Source organism: Clostridium oryzae, assembly GCF_002029235.1.
Classification (GTDB): Bacteria; Bacillota; Clostridia; order Clostridiales; family Clostridiaceae; genus Clostridium_AE; species Clostridium_AE oryzae.
Genome location: NZ_MZGV01000004.1, coordinates 65,055 through 82,835, shown reverse-complemented (window position 1 = coordinate 82,835; position 17,781 = coordinate 65,055). Strand labels below are relative to the sequence as shown.

Below are 17,781 nucleotides of genomic sequence, written 5' to 3'. Positions count from 1 at the left end.
CTATGAAAAACTATCTACAATTGGTAAAACACATAATTTAATTAAAAGTAAAAAATGATTGCACACTACCTCGGCTGCTTCAATTATGATTAAAGTTCTATTTTTCCTTTAGCTAAATTCAAAATATTAGCCCTACACTTACTTGTTTTGTACCACTCACATTTTCCACAGACATCGTCCATAATTTTTCCGTTTATACTTAGACTTAACTTATCTACAAGCTCAGCATACGTATATATTTTTTCTTCTAATCTCAAATAACGGATTACCTTACTATCCAAGTTCATTACCTTTTCATTGGAGCTGCAGTAATTTTCCGATAGCTTATTAGGACACTTTTTACACACATCATCCGTGGAAAAAACAATTTTAATTTTAAGGCCAGCTTTCTCATTAAGCTCTTTATGTATCCTGTTCATATTAAGAACGAATGATTGACTATACCCTTTTCCCTCGTAACCCTGAAAACACATAATATGGTGCGGTCTTAGTTTTATCATGATAAACCACCTACTACAATCCTAGTTCTAACGTTTAGACCAATTATGGCTACAATAACAATTTTTACTGCATCAAAGAGTATAAATGGCAGAACTGCGACCTTAAGTGCTGAGGTGAAAGACATTTTTCCTATCACTGAAAGCCATACAGCGCCGAAGATATAACAAAATAGAAGAGCGATTATCATTGCTATTACTATATATATCTTTGATTTATATTTATTTGTAGAGTATCCGGCAATAAGAGCCATAAAAGGAAATGCTATAACAAATCCACCTGTAGGACCTAAAATGATACTAGCTCCTCCCGTAAAATTAGCGAAAACAGGCACACCAATTGCCCCTAAAGCTACATAGACAAGTTGTGATATAAAGCCTCTTTTACCTCCTAATATTACTCCAGCTAAGTAAACAGCCATAACCTGCAATGTAAAAGGCACCGGACTAAATGGCAGCTGAATAGATATCTGAGCTAAAACACAGGTTATTGCCGCAAAAAGTCCGCATAATGTTAAATCCTTTGTTGATATTTTCATATTTTTTCCCCCCCTTATTGTAAACCATAATTATAATATAGGTTTACAATTTAATTATAGCCACTTACTTGCAACTGTCAATAGAATTATGTAAGCAGAAACTATACAGTAGTAAATTGAACATTTTTTCCTTAAGAATTAATAAGCTGGGAATTATTTTATAAAAATAACTTCCAGCTTATTTAATCAGCACAATCAGAAATTAAAACAAAGAATACACAATTTTACAGTCAATAAGTTTATTCTTCTGAATTATTATCCTCTATATCAAAATTAATTTCCTGTAAGTTAACAACCTTTGTTTTATGTTTCTTTTTATATCCAATCCATAAACCCAAGAAGATCGGTAATCCTATATAGGAAGATATTACTCCGCTCCAATCAATTTTAGCAGCCTCAAAATAGCTAAAACCCTGACCTAAAATGACAATTATACATAAGGTTAATGCCATCATTGGACCAAGTGGGAATAATTTCGCTCTATATACAAGTTTATTTAAATCATGTCCTTGAACAACATACGCTTTACGAAAACGGTAGTGGCATATTGCTATACCAGCCCATGCAAGAAAACCTGCAAGCCCTGAAGCCGCAACGAGCCATACATAAACAGTACTTTCAGCATAAATTCCAGTCAAGAAACAAGCCGATGCTATAAGTGTAGTTAATAGTAATGCATTTACTGGAACTCCTCTTGCATTAAGCTTTCCCAACCAGCTAGGTGCCTTTCCTTCCTTTGCCATTGCATACAGCATTCTGCTTGAAGCATACATTCCTGAGTTTCCACAGGATAATACTGAAGTTAAGATAACTGCATTCATAAGTGATGCTGCGGCTGCTATACCAGCTCTTTCAAATACTAGTGTGAATGGACTTGTATTAACTCCAGCCTGCGTATAAGGAATTATAGCACTTACTACAAATATTGTTCCTAAATAGAAAACAATAATTCTCCAAAAGATTGTATTGATTGCTTTAGGTATGGTCTTCTTAGGATTTTCACTTTCTCCAGCAGCTATACCAACAAGTTCTGTTCCTTGAAAGGAGAAACCTGCAATTAAAAACACCATAAAAATAGATTTTGCTCCTCCAACAAATGGAGCATCTTTAATAGTAAAGTTTTGCAACCCAATTCTATGACCACCTAATATACCTAAAATAGTTGCAGTACCTATTAATAAAAACACAATTACAGTAACTACTTTAATACCTGCAAACCAGTATTCAGACTCCCCATAAGCCTTCACAGATAATAGATTTAGAAAAACTATTATCGCAAGGAATAAAACACTCCAGATGATAGCAGGCACATTAGGAAACCAAAATTTCATAATTAGTGCACCTGCAACCATTTCAGCCGCAACTGTAATAGCCCAGTTGTACCAGTAGTTCCAACCAAGTGCAAATCCAAAGGACGGATCAACGAACTTTGAAGCATAGGTTTCAAATGATCCTGATACAGGCATAAAGGTTGCCATTTCTCCTAAGCTAGTCATTAAAAAATAAACCATAACTCCTATACAAGCATAAGCAACAAGTGCTCCCCCGGGACCTGCCTGCTTAATTGTTGCACCAAGTGCTAAAAATATTCCGGTACCTATAGCTCCGCCCATAGCAATCATATTAAGATGTCTTGCCTGCAAACTTCTTTTAACTCCACGTGAGTCTGTATTTTTTCCTCTTGTAGTATCCATTTGTCTCCTCCTTATCGGTTATATTTCCGATAAGCGAACTAACTAAGTCGAGTAAAAAAAATACCCTGAGGCTACACTCAGGGTATTAAGCATGTATTTAATAGGATAATATGCATTAATTCCACAACAATGATAGCTCTCCACAATTACACTTTGTGACAGTCTTGTACATATTCTATACAAGCCCAGTGCTACAGCATTAAAGCATTAGCTGTACACTTCGGCAAAATTTCCTTTCGAACCGTTTCATAGTGCTTATCTCCACAGTTTTACTTTTAAACTTTGCGCCTCTACCTTAGTTATTCACTTACGCGTCTTAATATACACTATATTTAAGATTAAGTAAACTTATTTTTTAAGAAAATCAAAGCATATTCCTTAAAATAATTCTACCACTAGGGGGCCTGAGGTAGAATTATTTCGTTGTACTAGCTTAGTTTTTATTTCCATCATTGGCTTTTTCCGTCAGCTCTTTAGAGAATTCTACTACAATATTTTTATGATATCTTTTAATATTGATTCTTCTATCAACAGTTTTTTTAGTTTTGGAACTAATAAAAAATTTCGTTACTATATACATAATGGAATATATCACCAGCATCGCTATCCCAGCTATAAGTCCTGAACCCTGCCCAGAAATAAATGGCATGCTTAAGATAATAATGACCATACTTACTAAAGTAAACCAGGAGGTATAGGGATATCCAGGCATCTGGCATTTTCCCTTCGGAGGACATCCATGCATTCTACGAAGTCGTATTTGAATAGCTAGAATTACTGCGTAGGTAAATAGAAGGGCAAAACTGCCTGAACTTATTAAGAATAAATACATTCTAGGAAACAGAAGACCCATCCACAATGCTAATAGCATTGCAAAACCAGAAAATAATATTCCACGGTAAGGCACATTTGTTTTATCCTTCAGCCACCTTGGAGCCTGACCCTCATACGCAAGAGATCTCATCATCCTTCCAATCCCAAACATAGCTGCTAGTGAAGCTGACAGTATAGCGGTAATAAGCACCAAATTCATAACAGTTCCAGCCCAACCCATTCCATATCTGTTCAGGGCGGTTACCATAGGGCTCCTTTTTTCACTTAGTACAGCTGTTGGAACTAGTGGAAGAAGTGCAAGTATAGAAAGTATATACAATACTACAAGTCCTAGAACGGTATTTCTTATTGCTTTAGGAATTGTTTCCTCCGGATTAACCGTTTCTGAAGCAGCTAACCCGATTATTTCAAAACCTGCATAAGCAAACATAACTATGAGCATACTTCCAGCAATGCCTTTTATTCCACCAGGTGCAAAAGGCTCTCTTGCTAACACTCCGATGCCAACCGGTGCAGCTTTTTTAGTTATGCCTAAAACCAATAGTATTGATACAATAATAAAAGAGACTATTGCCAGCAGTTTCACAGCTGCAAGGCTGCTTTCCAACTTGCTTAATTTATCTGCTCCCAACAGGTTTAGCAAAGTAACAGTTATTATTATCAAGCTTCCCATCAGCGATATAGATATATTAGGAAGCCAATTACGCATTAAAATTGAAACAGCAGTGGCCTCGCTAGACATAGATAGAACCATTCCAGTCCAGTACACCCAGCCTACAACAAATCCAATTCCAGGGCTAAAAATCTGCGCTGCAAATGTATGAAAAGAACCAACATGTGGATTTGCTACAGTTATTTCAGATAAAGCATACAGTATAAAATAAACTAGTATTCCAGCTAATATGTATGATATTATAATAGATGGTCCTGCGGCATTAATAGCTACAGCTGAGCCAAGAAAAAACGAACCTCCTATAACAGTACCTAGTGCCATCATTGTAAGATGACCTACAGACAATCCTTGTCGTTTCTCTTTCATAATATTATCCTCCAATACCAAAGTCGTGTTACGATGAATAATATTATTCCTCAAATACAAAAATGTATTCTTATACTGATTCTTCACGGCAGGGTATATGGTTTTCTCCAAAATCTTCACTTCCTTCATAGCAGTAACTATTTATCTGCTATACTTCTTAAATAAATCATCAAGTGCTTCTCTAAGGAGAAAAGCTTCTGTTCTATCAGTTGATTTTGAAAGTCTTGAAAGTCTATCGAGTTGAGTTTTGGTAAAATAATTAGATTTCAAAACCATATTTTCTGCTTCTGAAAGACAAATTCTATTTTTGCCCAATTCTTTAGCTCTAAATAAAGCACTATCAGCTACTCTAAAAAGTTCAACTACATTTTTAGCATCTCTCGGATAACTAGCAACTCCAAAACTCAATGTAAAGTATAAACTCTTCTCTTTGTCATCACCTAACGAAAAGGTATTATCTGATAAATATCTTCTTATTTCTTCTAACTCCATAAAACTTCTCTCAGCACCTTTTTTTACAAGCAAAATATTAAATTCGTCTCCTCTTCTATAAATGAGATCTGTAGGAGCTAAATTATTATGTAATATGGAAATAAGCTTTTCTATTACTTCATCGCCAGTAAAATCTCCATACAGAGCATTTAAATTTTTAAAGTCATCTATATCTGCTACTACTATACTAAATGGTCCTTCATTCCTCAATATAAGCTCTTCCATCTTATTTATTAATTCTTCTTTTTTAACGAGTATTTTGTCCATAGTTACCTCCAATAATTTATGCAGTGTATATAACGGCGTAATGATTCACTAATGCTAGATTTGACTTTAAGTACACTATATAAAATTCAATACTATTATATTAACATAAGATTCTTTATACCTTAATTATATTAGCGTTAGCATATATATGTGTCAATATATACCTAGATGTATTAATATTCTTTATATACATTCATTTTCAGCATGATACGCTATTTATATATACATTGACATATATATATCCAAATGCTATACTTTAATAAAATAAATATTGCTAGCGCTGAATCAATTGAGCGGGAGAACCAATTTAGGGGTGAATCTTGTCATTATGACAAGTAGGGTTAATTTCTTCAATCCGAATCCGACAGCTAATCTCGTAAGCGTTGAAGAGAGGTTTTTCTTAGCATATTAATATCATTCTTTTTGATATATATGAATAATAAGGCTTGATAAGCTGTAGAGACTTCTCTACGGCTTATTTTTGTTTTAGTAAGAATAATCATTAAGGAGCTATCAATTCTATGACATTGCAAAGTTGTAATTTGAGCAATAATTACTTTACCAAAATAGACCATACTAAGATATATGTAGACTATACTAATAAACTAGTTAGAATACTTGATTTAGATAATATATCAATTCTTAATATAAAACGAATAATTCATTTTTCTTCAAAACAACATTTAGGAAAAATTATATGTAACTGTGATGGCGAAACTTCAATATTTTTTAGAGATGCTAAGTTTAAATTAGAAGGTACAATAGAAGGATATTTCAAAGGAAAAGATGCATTTTGCATGTCATATTTCATACATAAGGAAAGAGAAATATGCAACGACCACGTTCGAAAAGACTCGTTATTAAGGCGTTCTGTCAATGTAAAAAATGCTTATACCCACAGTATTTATAATTCTAAATACTGTATCAGAAATGCTAATGAAGATGATATAGATGAAATGGCCGAGCTGTTTTCCAAAACATTTTCAACATATCCTTATCCTATTTATGATAAAGAATATTTAAGGAGAACTATAAATAAGCAAGTCTTATATAAAATCGCTGTATATGATAAAAAGGTCATTGGTATTGCATCAGCAATTATGGATAAAAATAATTTAAATGCTGAAATAGCTGACTGTGCTACTTATCCATTATATAGATGTAAAGGCATATTATCGAATATTGTTTATTCTCTAGAAGAAGATCTTAAAAATAAAGGATTTATTACTCTATTCAGTTTATCTAGAGCAACTAATATTAGTATGAATATTGTATTAAGCAAATACAATTACAAATTTGGAGGACGACTAATTAATAACTGCAATATATGCGGTACATTTGAAGATATGAATATTTGGTTTAAAGATATTCGTAACATAATGTAATAAATAAAAAATGAAATGTTGTGGCACTACGGAGATTGATCCGTTCATTAAGCATTTGTAACACAAATTTTATGCACCTTTTCTCCTATTTAGTGGTGTATCTTTATATTAATTAAAAGTTATCCACAATTAGCAAAATACATAAATTCCTAAAGTGTAAAAAAAGCTTCAGCGATTATATTTATATCTATACTCGTTGAAGCTTTTTTATTTATACTAAGCTAATTCAAGGCTTTTTGACATTCCAAGTAATTCGTTAGTTATTTTTTCCGATTCGTCTTCATTGGTAAGAACTATCAGATAATCACCAGTAGTAAGCAGAGTATTACCCTCAGGAATTATTTCAGTTTTTCCACGCTTAACTGCAACCAATAGACAATTTTGCGGCCATGTTATCTCTTTTATTCTTTTCTCATCAATTATTGATCCCATACATACTGCTATCTCGAGCAATACTTTATTGTGCCTGCTTCCTTGAAACTTATCGCCAGTATTTCTATTCAAAAATCTGTTAAGTAATGACTCATAAATTGGCCCTTCACCCAATAAATCTGCAACTATATATGCTACAATTGAAACAAGTGCCAATGACATTAAGTGACTTAATGATCCTGTCATTTCAGTAATTAAAATGCTTCCTGTTATAGGGGCTCTCACCACTGCAGTAAAATACCCTGCCATAGCGAGTATTATAAAATTACTTAAGTAACTGTTGTCAAAATGGAAAATATCTATAAGGACATTTCCATATATATTACCTATTAAAGCACCTATGGCTAGAAGCGGCAAAAAAATTCCACCAGGAGCCCCTGAGCCATAACTTACCATTGTAAAAAGGAATTTAATTACTAATAATATTATAAGAAATTTAATTGTAAAATTAGCCTTAATTAGTGATCCAATAAGTTCATGCCCACCTCCTAAAACTTGTGGAAGGGTAAAACCTAACGCTACAGAACATAATAAAGGTACTATAATTCTAAATTGCTGATTAAGCCATTTCTGTTTGGCATATATAGTCTGAGTTCCAAGTAAAGCCTTATTAAATAAAACACCAAGTCCTCCAATTATTATTCCTAGAACAATAATATACAAATAATATTGTAAAGGCAAAACAGATACATTTTTAAAATCAAATACAGGTTTTAATCCTAAAAACTCACTAGACACAAAATTAGCAGTTAATGCTGCTGATAAAGAAGATAAAAGTACTAAAGGTGAAAAATTCTTATGAACCTCTTCTAACGAAAACATAGCACCAGCTAACGGCGCATTGAACGCAGCAGAAAGGCCTGCGCTTGCCCCACTAGTTATAAGAAATTTTTCCTCTAATTTAATTCTTCTGAATATTTTTCCAAAGCCTTGTCCAACAGCAGCTCCTAATTGAACAGATGGACCTTCTCTTCCAAGTGATAGCCCTGATCCTATGGTCAACACTCCTCCGAAAAATTTACCTAGTATTACTTTCCACCATACCATCTCAAGCTTTCTAGTTAGAACTCCCTCTACCTGAGGAATACCACTTCCACTAATCATAGGTTCATTTTTAACCAATCTCCCCACTCCGTAACCGATTAATACCAAAACAAAAACCCATAGTGGAATCAGCCAATATTGAGACTTCAAAGCAATATAAATATTATCTATAAAAATAACTGACTTTTCTAATAAGAATCTATATAATACTACAATTAAACCTGTAATTAATCCTACCGCTATTCCTTCTATTACAAGTTTTAGCTTTAAACTGCTCCAGTGAAATAATGTATTATATATATCACATTTATCGCTTTCATTCATTTTACGTCACCCCGACAAACTAAAGCAAAAGACTCATTTCCAATTAATAATTGTATCACCTGTACATATATATGTCAAAATATATATGTATTTTTTATAGATATTCATTATATTGCTTAGATATTAACTCCGTAATCAACAAAGGAAGAGGAATCTTCATCATTCAAAGATTTCTCTTCCTTAATTTTAATTAAAAAATTTATATTTTTTCATTATTATAAGTTAATCTGTACACTTGTGCTTCCAGCTGCGGCATAAGCACTCTTATCAGTACCAGCAACAACAACTTTGAAGTTCTTATCAACTTTACCATAAGTCACATTGATTACATTGCCGCTTCTCGTTGCAGTAATATCAGTAAGTTTGTTTGCCTCACTATCATAGATTGAAGCTGCAGCAGTCTTGCCATCTTCCAGACTGTAGATTGTAACTTCCGCATTTTGAAGGTAATCATACACAACATTATTAGTTGCAAATTCACCATAAGTTACAATTGAATTTGGTCTTGCAAGAATTGGCATCTGATAGTAATCGCATTTTCTTTGATAGTATCTTCCGCCTTCATAAGTATCCTTTGTAACTATATCAATCCATTTACCTTCTGGTACATAGAATTCAGCTAGGCCTTGCTCGTTCATTACTGGTACGATTATAAGATTATCTCCTAACATATACTGCTGATCAAGATATTTGCATGCAGTATCATTTGAGAATGCAATAACCATTGAACGCATCATAGGTACACCAACCTCATGAGTCTTGATTGCCTGAGCCCAAAGATATGGCATCATTTTACCCTTCAGCTTTGCATAGAATCTTAAAACATCACAAGCTTCTTCATCAAAGTTCCATGGCACTCTGTAAGAGGATGAACCATGCAAACGGCTGTGAGTTGACATCAAGCCAAAGGCACACCATCTCTTATATACATCTGCAGGAGCAGTTGCTTCAAAGCCTCCGATATCATGACTGAAGAAACCAAAACCTGAAGAACAAAGGGAAAGACCACCACGAACAGTTTCAGCCATTGCAGAATATTCTGCATAACAATCTCCGCCCCAATGTACAGGGAACTTCTGTCCGCCTGCTGTTGCACTCCTTGCAAATAAACAAGCCTTATCTTTTCCATAGTATTCTTCTAATGCTTCAAATACACATTTGTTATAAAGATAAGTATAGTAATTGTGCATCTTAATTGGATCCATACCGTTGTAGTATACACATTTTGTTGGGATTCTTTCACCAAAATCAGTCTTGATATTATTAACGCCCATCTTGAACAATTCTTTAAGCAAGCTCTTGTACCAATCACAAGCTTCTGGGTTTGTAAAGTCAACAATGGCCATGCCTGGCTGCCAGAAATCAGTTTGAAATACACTTCCATCACGATTTTTAATAAAATATCCTTTTTCCTTGCCTATATTAAATAGCTTTGAGCGCTGGCCTATATAAGAGTTTATCCATACACAAATTTCTAAACCTTTATCATGAAGTCTCTTAAGCATAGCTGGAGGATCTGGAAACTGTCTCTTATCCCATTCAAAGTTACACCACTCATATTCTTTCATCCAGAAACAGTCGAAATGAAATACCTGTAATGGAATATCTCTCTCAGCCATTCCATCAATAAAGGAATTTACTGTTTTCTCATCATAATTAGTTGTAAAGGAAGTTGATAACCATAGACCAAAAGAATATGCCGGTGGCAATGCAGGTTTACCAGTTAATGTTGTGTAGTTCTTTAATACGTCCTCCAAGTTTTCTCCGCCAATTACAAAATACTCTAATTCTTCTCCAGGAACTGCAAAAGTTACCTTTGATACTGTATCTGACATAACTTCAAAGGATACCTTGTCTGTACTGTTTACGAAAACACCGTAGCTCTTTGATGAGATGTAGAAAGGAATATTCTTATAACTTTGATCTGAACAAGTACCGCCATCACTGTTCCAAATCTCAACAGTCTGTCCATTTTTAACGAATGGAGTGAATTTCTCGCCGAAACCATATATACATTCACCAATATCTGTTTTTAACTGTTCTCTTAGATATACTGTATGCGGATCCTGTGGATAGTTAAAGAACTCATCATCCTCCTGCAGTGCCATTCTTGCATTTGCAGTAAACTTGCTCTCTTTTACATAAGTAGTAGAACGCCATGCTCCTCCTGTAAGATGTCTATCCTTATAATAATACTGAACACTCCACTCAGTTCCCTTTTTAATTACAACTTTAGTATCACCAGAAACTAACTCAACATAATCATCAGTCTCATTAATATTAGGTATATACCCTGTATCTTCATTCAATTCAAAATGAGGAACATTATCAAGTCCGCCGCTAAAATGTGTAACGTTTACTTTGATTATATTCTCAGAAGTTGAAGAATACGTAATTTCAAGATTAGGTCCACCTAACGTCATTCCACGATTCTCTATAACACCTGGAGTTGCCAAAACTTTAATTGCATTCTTTGATATTTCAATTTCATAAGGTTGTGAAGCATACTTTACTTCATATCCCTTCTTATTTAGCCAAAAACCATCTGCTACTTTCATTTTTACTCCTTCCCATTGCTTCATTGGAAGCAATAATCCATTATTATTTTAGAAAAGAAAGACACTATTTTTGAATTATAGATAATGCATTTACTATAATCCACCTATATGTTATTATATTGATATTTGCTTATATAATCTTTAACTATAATATTTATTTCTAACACTATTTTGATGTTTTTATATTATTTTTTATTATCAGGAGGTGTTTCAATGAATCAGCGCCGCAATTTTGAGGAAAAAGTAATTCATGGTACTGCTGAATTACCGATAGCACTTCATAAACTTACCTATCCTAAAGATACAAATGTGATTTTCTATCTTCATTGGCATAAAGAATTTGAAATACTTGTTATCACTGAAGGAAACGTTATCTTTACTATAGAACAGAAGGAATACCTTTTAAACGCTGGTGATTTTGTATTCGTAAATTCAAATTTCTACCACTCGGCAAAAGCTGCTACCGGCGAAAAATGTAGTTTTTTTGCCATTGACTTTTCTTACCAACTTATGCAGGAAGATCTCTATACACGCTTCGGCAGAAAATACATTCTTCCTATATTAAATGGACATCTAGCATTTTCTGAAGTTATAAGAAGAGTAGAGACTGATACAAATTCAGATTTCTGGCAGGCCCAAATTATGAAACATCTTATAGAAATAAGCAATTATCCGGAACACGAACTAGATTCTCATGAATTAGCAATCAAAAGTCATATATTTGCTATTTGGGATTTATACTACCAAAATGCAACTGTGAAAAGTCAGCTTAATGATACAGTTTTATTCAATATGGAACGCTTGAAGCCGGTTTTACAATTTATCCATGAGAATTATTCATATGACATCACATTAGCAGAATTAGCAGGCCTTATTCCAATGAGTGAAGGCCAGTTTTGCCGCATGTTCAAACAGACTATGAAAGTGACTCCTGTCCAATACATCATGCGATACCGTATCATTCAAAGCTGCCATCTTCTGCTGGATACAGATAAAAAGATAGGTGAAATAGCTAATCTATCAGGTTTTAATAATATCAGCTATTATAATCGCTTATTCTTACAGACCATTGGCTGTACACCGAAACATTACCGTACTTCGGCTAGTCACCGGCTTTTCTAGAGAAAAAGATTTTCCAGCAGCAAAGGAGTCCTGACGTTTAATACCTACGCTTAATTTTCTCTTTCATAATATTGTACTCAGTGATTTTTTTGCTTAATTTAGCTCTTAAATTCTTTTTTTCATCTTCAGAATTACTTTTTTCTATTCTGCTCTCAAGCTCACTAATCACTTTTTTTAACTCCATTTCTGGAGGTAGAATATTTGCGTTTTTAAGTATTTTGTATGCCATTCTGTCCTCTGGCGATATGCCCGATAAATCTTCGAATTTAAGGGGTTTACCTTTTCCAGATAGATTATCAAAATCACCATTTTTAATTGCCTCTTGTATTTTTTGCTCTGCGATAATTTCAAAGATATCCATGTTTAATCAAAAAACCGGTTGGGTTCTAGAGGGAAATAAAATACTAAGAACAGCTGATGGAGGTAAGACATGGAAGGATGTTTCGCCTTACTCAGATAGTATAAAAAAGGGTAGGAAGTGATTTCCGTCGGCTGGAAAATGCCTCCTCCAACCACTTCCTACCCTATGCCGACTATATGCATTCACAAAATGCTTTTATTATTATGATATACAATCAAAAATATTATGTTTAAATCAAAATCGTATTGATTTAATGTTATTTTGATAGTACAATAGCAATATATGTTGTACGTACAAGTATCTCCTGTTGAATTGTAATTTAATATAAATACAAAATATTCAAAGTACTTATTTTAACAGTGAATGTGATAAGCAATAATTTCAAATAATAAATAACATTAGCGGCATCAATATTATTGCAAAAGTTATACGTACATTATGTGTATTTGAACATACATTTTTTAAAAGAATGCTTAAAAGTATTTACAAAAGTTATCAATGCAAATTATATAAATATTATTATTAAAATATTTTATGGAGGAATAAAAAATTGAGTATTTCAGTAAATGGTATCAAAAATTCTATTATCAACGGAAAAACAGTATTAGGCATAGAACTTGGTTCTACACGAATTAAATCAGTTTTGATTGGTGAAGATAATACACCTATAGCCTCTGGCAGTCATGATTGGGAAAACAGCTATATTAATAATATCTGGACTTATAGCTTAGAAGATGTTTGGAAAGGTATACAGGACAGTTATCAAAAGATGGCTAGCGACGTAAAGGAGAAATATGGAGTAACACTTCAAACTATTGGTGCCATAGGTTTTAGTGCTATGATGCATGGTTATATGGTCTTCAACAAAGAGGGCGAACTTTTAGTACCATTCCGTACATGGCGTAACACTATTACTGAAAAGGCTTCTGAAGAGCTTACTAAGCTTTTTAACTATCATATTCCTCAAAGATGGAGCATTGCTCATCTTTATCAGGCTATTTTAAATGGGGAAGAGCATGTAGCCGATATCAGCTTTCAAACAACGCTTGAAGGATATGTACATTGGAAACTAACTGGGCAAAAAGTTATAGGTATTGGTGAAGCGTCAGGAATGTTCCCTATCGATATAAACACAAAGAACTATAATGCAAAAATGATTAATCAATTTAATGAATTAATAGCTTCTAAAAACTTTTCGTGGAAACTTGAAGATATCCTGCCAAAGGTTCTACTAGCCGGCGAAAATGCAGGTGTTCTTACAGAGGATGGTGCAAAGCTCCTCGATGTTACTGGGCAATTGAAACCTGGCATTCCACTTTGTCCTCCAGAAGGCGATGCAGGAACAGGTATGGCTGCAACTAATAGCATTGCACAGCGTACAGGTAATGTATCAGCCGGAACCTCTGTCTTTGCAATGATCGTTCTTGAAAAGGAATTGTCAAAAGCATATGAGGAAATCGACTTAGTTACAACACCTACTGGTAACCTAGTGGCTATGGTTCACTGCAACAACTGCACTTCAGATCTTAATGCATGGGTGGGAATATTTAAGGAATTCTCTGAAACAATGGGCATGGAAGTCGATATGGATAAGCTCTTCGGAACTTTATATAATAAAGCACTTGAAGGCGATGCAGATTGTGGTGGGTTACTGGCTTATAATTATTTCTCAGGTGAACATATAACTGGCTTTGAAGAAGGACGTCCATTGTTTGTACGTACACCAGAAAGTAAATTTAATCTAGCTAATTTCATGCGTGTAAACTTATTTACAGCATTAGGTGCATTAAAAACTGGTTTGGATATTCTTCTTAAAGAAGAAGGCGTTAAGCTTGACGAAATTTTAGGCCATGGCGGTCTATTTAGAACTAAAGGTGTAGGACAAAAGATCATGGCTGCAGCTATAGATGCTCCAGTCTCTGTTATGGAAACTGCTGGAGAAGGTGGAGCTTGGGGAATGGCATTACTTGCCTCTTATATGCTTAACAAAGATGAAAATGAAACATTAGATGATTATTTATCGAACAAAATATTTGCAGGTAAGGTTGGCACAAAAGTGGAGCCAGATGCTAAGGATGTAAAAGGCTTTGATGAATTCATGAAGCGCTACTCCAATGGGCTTGCAATTGAAAGATCAGCTGTAAATAACCTTAAATAAAAAAGATAGTGGCATCCGGCAACTAATCCCGTTCATTAAGAAATTACTCCATGTCGCCTACTGCCACTATCTTTTTTATGCCCTAACTCTTAATCTTCATATAATTCTTTTATTTTATTACTTCTGTTGCCTTTTTCTCTTAATTCATTAACTTCAAAATATATTATTATTACTCTTTAATTGCTTTGTAAACATGATGTAACATTTCTTATTCCCATTTGAAAAATCTAAGTGCTATACCGGTACATATTACTCCAAGAACAATCATTACAATAACAGGAATTATAACCCCATCTGTGGATAAACCAAGAGAAACTGTTTTTAAAAGTTTTATTCCTTGCGTTAAGGGTAATATATTGGCAAATTTCTGAAGTGTTGTTGGCATAATCTCATAGGGCAGCGTTGCTCCCGAAAAAATCAGCATAGGAAAATATAATACACTTGCTATGATACCTGCTGTCTTCAGGTCTGGAGCAATGCCTCCTACCATTATGCCTATGCTAAACATGCATACCATTACCAAGAAGTAAGCACCTAAAAACTGAATATATGAACCACTAAATCGAAAACCAAAGAAAATTTTCGATGTGCCATAAACAAGTATAAGTGAGCTAACAGAATAAAATGTGTAAATTACTACTTGCGCTGCCAGAATCATAGCAGGGCTTACAGGTGTCACTTTAAACCTCTTTAGAATTTTTTTATGCCGATAGTCAGACACCACCAATGGTAATCCCATCACGCTCCCTGCACATATTGCAATTGTAGTAATAGCCCCAAAAGATTGCTCAAAAAATGTGTATTTTGCTCCAGCAAAAGCTAACTTATTCCCATAAATGATACCAAGAATTATTGTTATAACTACCGGCATACAAATTGCAAAAATGAACATATCCATTCCTCGTATGGATAATTTCAACTCTATTTTCAATATTGTTCTAAATGCTCTCATCATCAACTACCTCCTCTGTATACCACAAATAAGCTTCCTCAAATTTTTCAAAAGGACTTCCTGCAATAGCTTCCTGAACTGTTCCATAGAAGATACTCTTTCCCTTCTCAAGAATGCAAATCCTATCGCACAATACTTCTACCTCATCCATGAAATGAGAAGTTAAAAAGATAGTAAGACCTTTCTTCTTTAAATCCAAAAGTATCTTCCATACCTTTCTCCTTGCTCTAGTATCAAGTCCCGTCGTCAGTTCATCTAAAAACACAACTTCCGGATTGGGAATTAAAGCAAGTATAATGAATAAGCGCTGCTTTTGTCCTCCTGAAAGCTCACTCACTTGACTTTTACATTTATGTAAAAGACCAAATTGTTTTAGTAATTCTTTATAATCTGATGCCTGTTTGTATAGAGCTTGTGTACCTTCACAAAGTTCTTCTACTATTAGTTTGTCTTGATAATTTGATTCTTGAAATTGGACTCCAACTCGCTCAAATAATTTCTTTCTTTCTGTTTGTGGGTTCATTCCTAAAATCGAAATTGATCCGCTATCAATTTTCTTTGTACCCAAAACACATTCAACAGTTGTACTTTTCCCTGCTCCATTAGCACCAAGCAGCCCAAATATTTCACCATGCTTAACCGATATGCTCACATTATTTACAGCTTGCGTATTCCCATATGCTTTACATAAGTCATGAATCTCAATTACTTCCATGTCTGTCGTACACCTCCTATTTTTAATACATGAATATTTCATAAATCATTAAATGTAAGCTTTTTAGTTCATTACATAAAAGAGAATAACACCAGAATTAAGTCTGGTGTTAAACTGTAGGGTTCATATTAAAATTTTCTTGCATAGCTTCTAGCTGCCTCAAAATGCTATTTGCATTTAATTCTGCATTGCTTAGTGAGGTAAGAAGTTTGTCACAGACTGTTACAATATCATCGGATTGAGGCGTATTGATGACTTCCCGTATATCAATTTCTGAATTATTTGATATGGCATTTACCATACGTAAAATTGCCGCAAGAGAATAATTGGCACAACGTAAAGAACGTATTATCTTCAATAATTGGATGTCATTTTTAGTGTATATACGATACCCATTTTGTCTTCTCTTTACAGAAAGTAACCCATTCATTTCCCAATTTCTTAACGTATCTATCGTAACTTCCAGATAATCTGCAGTTTCTTTTCTGGTTAATGACACATCCGTTTCTTTCTCCTTTACATCAGAGAGCAAGTTTTTTGTAATTTCGATAGCTTCTTCTGCATTTTTTCGCTCTATTTTAACCTGCTCTATATAGTTTTGAGTACATACAATTGCCCTTTCAAACTCACCTTGGGCAGATAATTTAATAATATTAATCATATTTTTTCTCAAACCGCTTTGCAGGACTTCAACTTTAAGTGCTGTCCTCGCCAATTTAAATTGTGCAATATGAAAATCTGAAAAAACTCGGTATCCATTGGATAATCTTTGAGGTTTAGGTATCAAACTTAGTTTTTCATACAACCGTACTGTATTAGGGTGTATCCCGATTATTTTTGCTACCTGTGCAGTCATATATTTGTTTTCCATCATATTTTACCTCCATTTACCACTATAATAACGCACATTTTAAGTCTGGTGTTATAGTGTATAGTTTATTATACAAAAAATAGCCTTATATATTAGGCTATTGCATGAAGTTGATTATAATATTCAAGATAAATTTGATTCTATCAATTGCCCTAGCAATTGCTAAGCACATATGAAATAACTTCATAAGAAATCAACTCTCTATTATAATAGATATCCAGCAAACCACTTGGGTGACAGGCAAAAATACCATTCTGAAGCATAGCTGCTCCAAAGTCTCTCTCTATCGCACCATTATAAGTTGCTAATACACAATACTCTGCAGCATTACCACACAATACAGCAAAGTCAACATTTTTTTCTTTTAATATTTCCTCTAAATTCGTCTTTCTCTTTAAACAACCAATTTATATCTATGCATTTCCAATTGCTGTAATATACTCTATTTTATCAACGTACGGATTTAACATTATATCATTAACATCTTTTAAAATAAT

General features: G+C 33.9%; 15 protein-coding genes and 2 riboswitches. Of the genes, 3 read left to right on the top strand and 12 right to left on the bottom strand.

Features of this window, described 5'->3' with window-relative positions:
* Window positions 1-89: 89 nt before the first annotated feature.
* The 5 genes from CLORY_RS03220 to CLORY_RS03200 form a co-directional block, all read right to left on the bottom strand.
* Window positions 90-500 (bottom strand): DUF1284 domain-containing protein, encoded by a 411-nt coding sequence (locus CLORY_RS03220; RefSeq protein ID WP_079422083.1) that lies wholly within the window; start codon window positions 498-500, stop codon window positions 90-92.
* On the bottom strand, window positions 497-1,036 hold the full coding sequence (locus tag CLORY_RS03215; protein WP_079422081.1) for a biotin transporter BioY: 540 nt from the start codon (window positions 1,034-1,036) through the stop codon (window positions 497-499). Before CLORY_RS03215 ends, CLORY_RS03220 begins: the two co-directional genes overlap by 4 nt.
* A 239-nt stretch (window positions 1,037-1,275) precedes the next feature.
* The gene (locus tag CLORY_RS03210) at window positions 1,276-2,730 is read right to left on the bottom strand and encodes an amino acid permease (RefSeq protein ID WP_079422080.1); all 1,455 of its coding nucleotides are present in this window, start codon (window positions 2,728-2,730) and stop codon (window positions 1,276-1,278) included.
* A gap of 125 nt (window positions 2,731-2,855) precedes the next feature.
* A riboswitch (Lysine riboswitch) is annotated at window positions 2,856-3,031 on the bottom strand.
* Window positions 3,032-3,163: 132 nt separating this feature from the next.
* Window positions 3,164-4,603 (bottom strand): amino acid permease, encoded by a 1,440-nt coding sequence (locus tag CLORY_RS03205; protein ID WP_079422079.1) that lies wholly within the window; start codon window positions 4,601-4,603, stop codon window positions 3,164-3,166.
* Window positions 4,604-4,744: 141 nt separating this feature from the next.
* Window positions 4,745-5,362, bottom strand: coding sequence for a GGDEF domain-containing protein (locus CLORY_RS03200; protein ID WP_079422077.1), 618 nt, complete (start codon window positions 5,360-5,362; stop codon window positions 4,745-4,747).
* Between the two features lie 268 nt (window positions 5,363-5,630).
* Window positions 5,631-5,760, top strand: a riboswitch (cyclic di-AMP (ydaO/yuaA leader).
* A gap of 123 nt (window positions 5,761-5,883) precedes the next feature.
* Between CLORY_RS03200 and ablB the strand changes: the two genes are divergently transcribed.
* Window positions 5,884-6,747, top strand: coding sequence for a putative beta-lysine N-acetyltransferase (gene ablB, locus CLORY_RS03195; RefSeq protein ID WP_079422075.1), 864 nt, complete (start codon window positions 5,884-5,886; stop codon window positions 6,745-6,747).
* A gap of 216 nt (window positions 6,748-6,963) precedes the next feature.
* Here the strand turns inward: ablB and CLORY_RS03190 are convergent, their stop codons facing one another.
* Together CLORY_RS03190 and yicI are read right to left on the bottom strand one after the other, a co-directional pair.
* Window positions 6,964-8,547, bottom strand: coding sequence for a ClC family H(+)/Cl(-) exchange transporter (locus CLORY_RS03190; protein WP_079422074.1), 1,584 nt, complete (start codon window positions 8,545-8,547; stop codon window positions 6,964-6,966).
* Between the two features lie 215 nt (window positions 8,548-8,762).
* Window positions 8,763-11,105 carry an alpha-xylosidase gene (yicI, locus tag CLORY_RS03185; protein ID WP_079422073.1) on the bottom strand — a complete coding sequence of 781 codons (2,343 nt, stop codon included), beginning with the start codon at window positions 11,103-11,105 and terminating at the stop codon, window positions 8,763-8,765.
* Between the two features lie 213 nt (window positions 11,106-11,318).
* Between yicI and CLORY_RS03180 the strand changes: the two genes are divergently transcribed.
* Window positions 11,319-12,227 carry an AraC family transcriptional regulator gene (locus CLORY_RS03180; RefSeq protein ID WP_169911508.1) on the top strand — a complete coding sequence of 303 codons (909 nt, stop codon included), beginning with the start codon at window positions 11,319-11,321 and terminating at the stop codon, window positions 12,225-12,227.
* Between the two features lie 37 nt (window positions 12,228-12,264).
* Here the strand turns inward: CLORY_RS03180 and CLORY_RS03175 are convergent, their stop codons facing one another.
* On the bottom strand, window positions 12,265-12,588 hold the full coding sequence (locus tag CLORY_RS03175) for a DnaJ family domain-containing protein (protein WP_079422071.1): 324 nt from the start codon (window positions 12,586-12,588) through the stop codon (window positions 12,265-12,267).
* Window positions 12,589-13,138: 550 nt separating this feature from the next.
* Between CLORY_RS03175 and CLORY_RS03170 the strand changes: the two genes are divergently transcribed.
* Window positions 13,139-14,746 carry a xylulokinase gene (locus CLORY_RS03170; RefSeq protein ID WP_079422070.1) on the top strand — a complete coding sequence of 536 codons (1,608 nt, stop codon included), beginning with the start codon at window positions 13,139-13,141 and terminating at the stop codon, window positions 14,744-14,746.
* 208 nt (window positions 14,747-14,954) lie between these two features.
* Here CLORY_RS03170 and CLORY_RS03165 read toward each other — a convergent pair whose 3' ends face one another.
* The 4 genes from CLORY_RS03165 to CLORY_RS03150 all read right to left on the bottom strand — a co-directional run bounded on the left by CLORY_RS03165 (window position 14,955) and on the right by CLORY_RS03150 (window position 17,691).
* The gene (locus CLORY_RS03165) at window positions 14,955-15,698 is read right to left on the bottom strand and encodes an ABC transporter permease (protein ID WP_079422127.1); all 744 of its coding nucleotides are present in this window, start codon (window positions 15,696-15,698) and stop codon (window positions 14,955-14,957) included.
* Window positions 15,685-16,413: an ABC transporter ATP-binding protein gene (locus CLORY_RS03160; protein ID WP_079422068.1), complete on the bottom strand. Its 729-nt coding sequence runs from the start codon at window positions 16,411-16,413 to the stop codon at window positions 15,685-15,687. Before CLORY_RS03160 ends, CLORY_RS03165 begins: the two co-directional genes overlap by 14 nt.
* Before the next feature lie 109 nt (window positions 16,414-16,522).
* Window positions 16,523-17,284 (bottom strand): MerR family transcriptional regulator, encoded by a 762-nt coding sequence (locus CLORY_RS03155; RefSeq protein ID WP_079422126.1) that lies wholly within the window; start codon window positions 17,282-17,284, stop codon window positions 16,523-16,525.
* Window positions 17,285-17,436: 152 nt separating this feature from the next.
* Window positions 17,437-17,691 carry an isochorismatase family protein gene (locus tag CLORY_RS03150; RefSeq protein ID WP_079422067.1) on the bottom strand — a complete coding sequence of 85 codons (255 nt, stop codon included), beginning with the start codon at window positions 17,689-17,691 and terminating at the stop codon, window positions 17,437-17,439.
* Window positions 17,692-17,781: the final 90 nt, after the last annotated feature.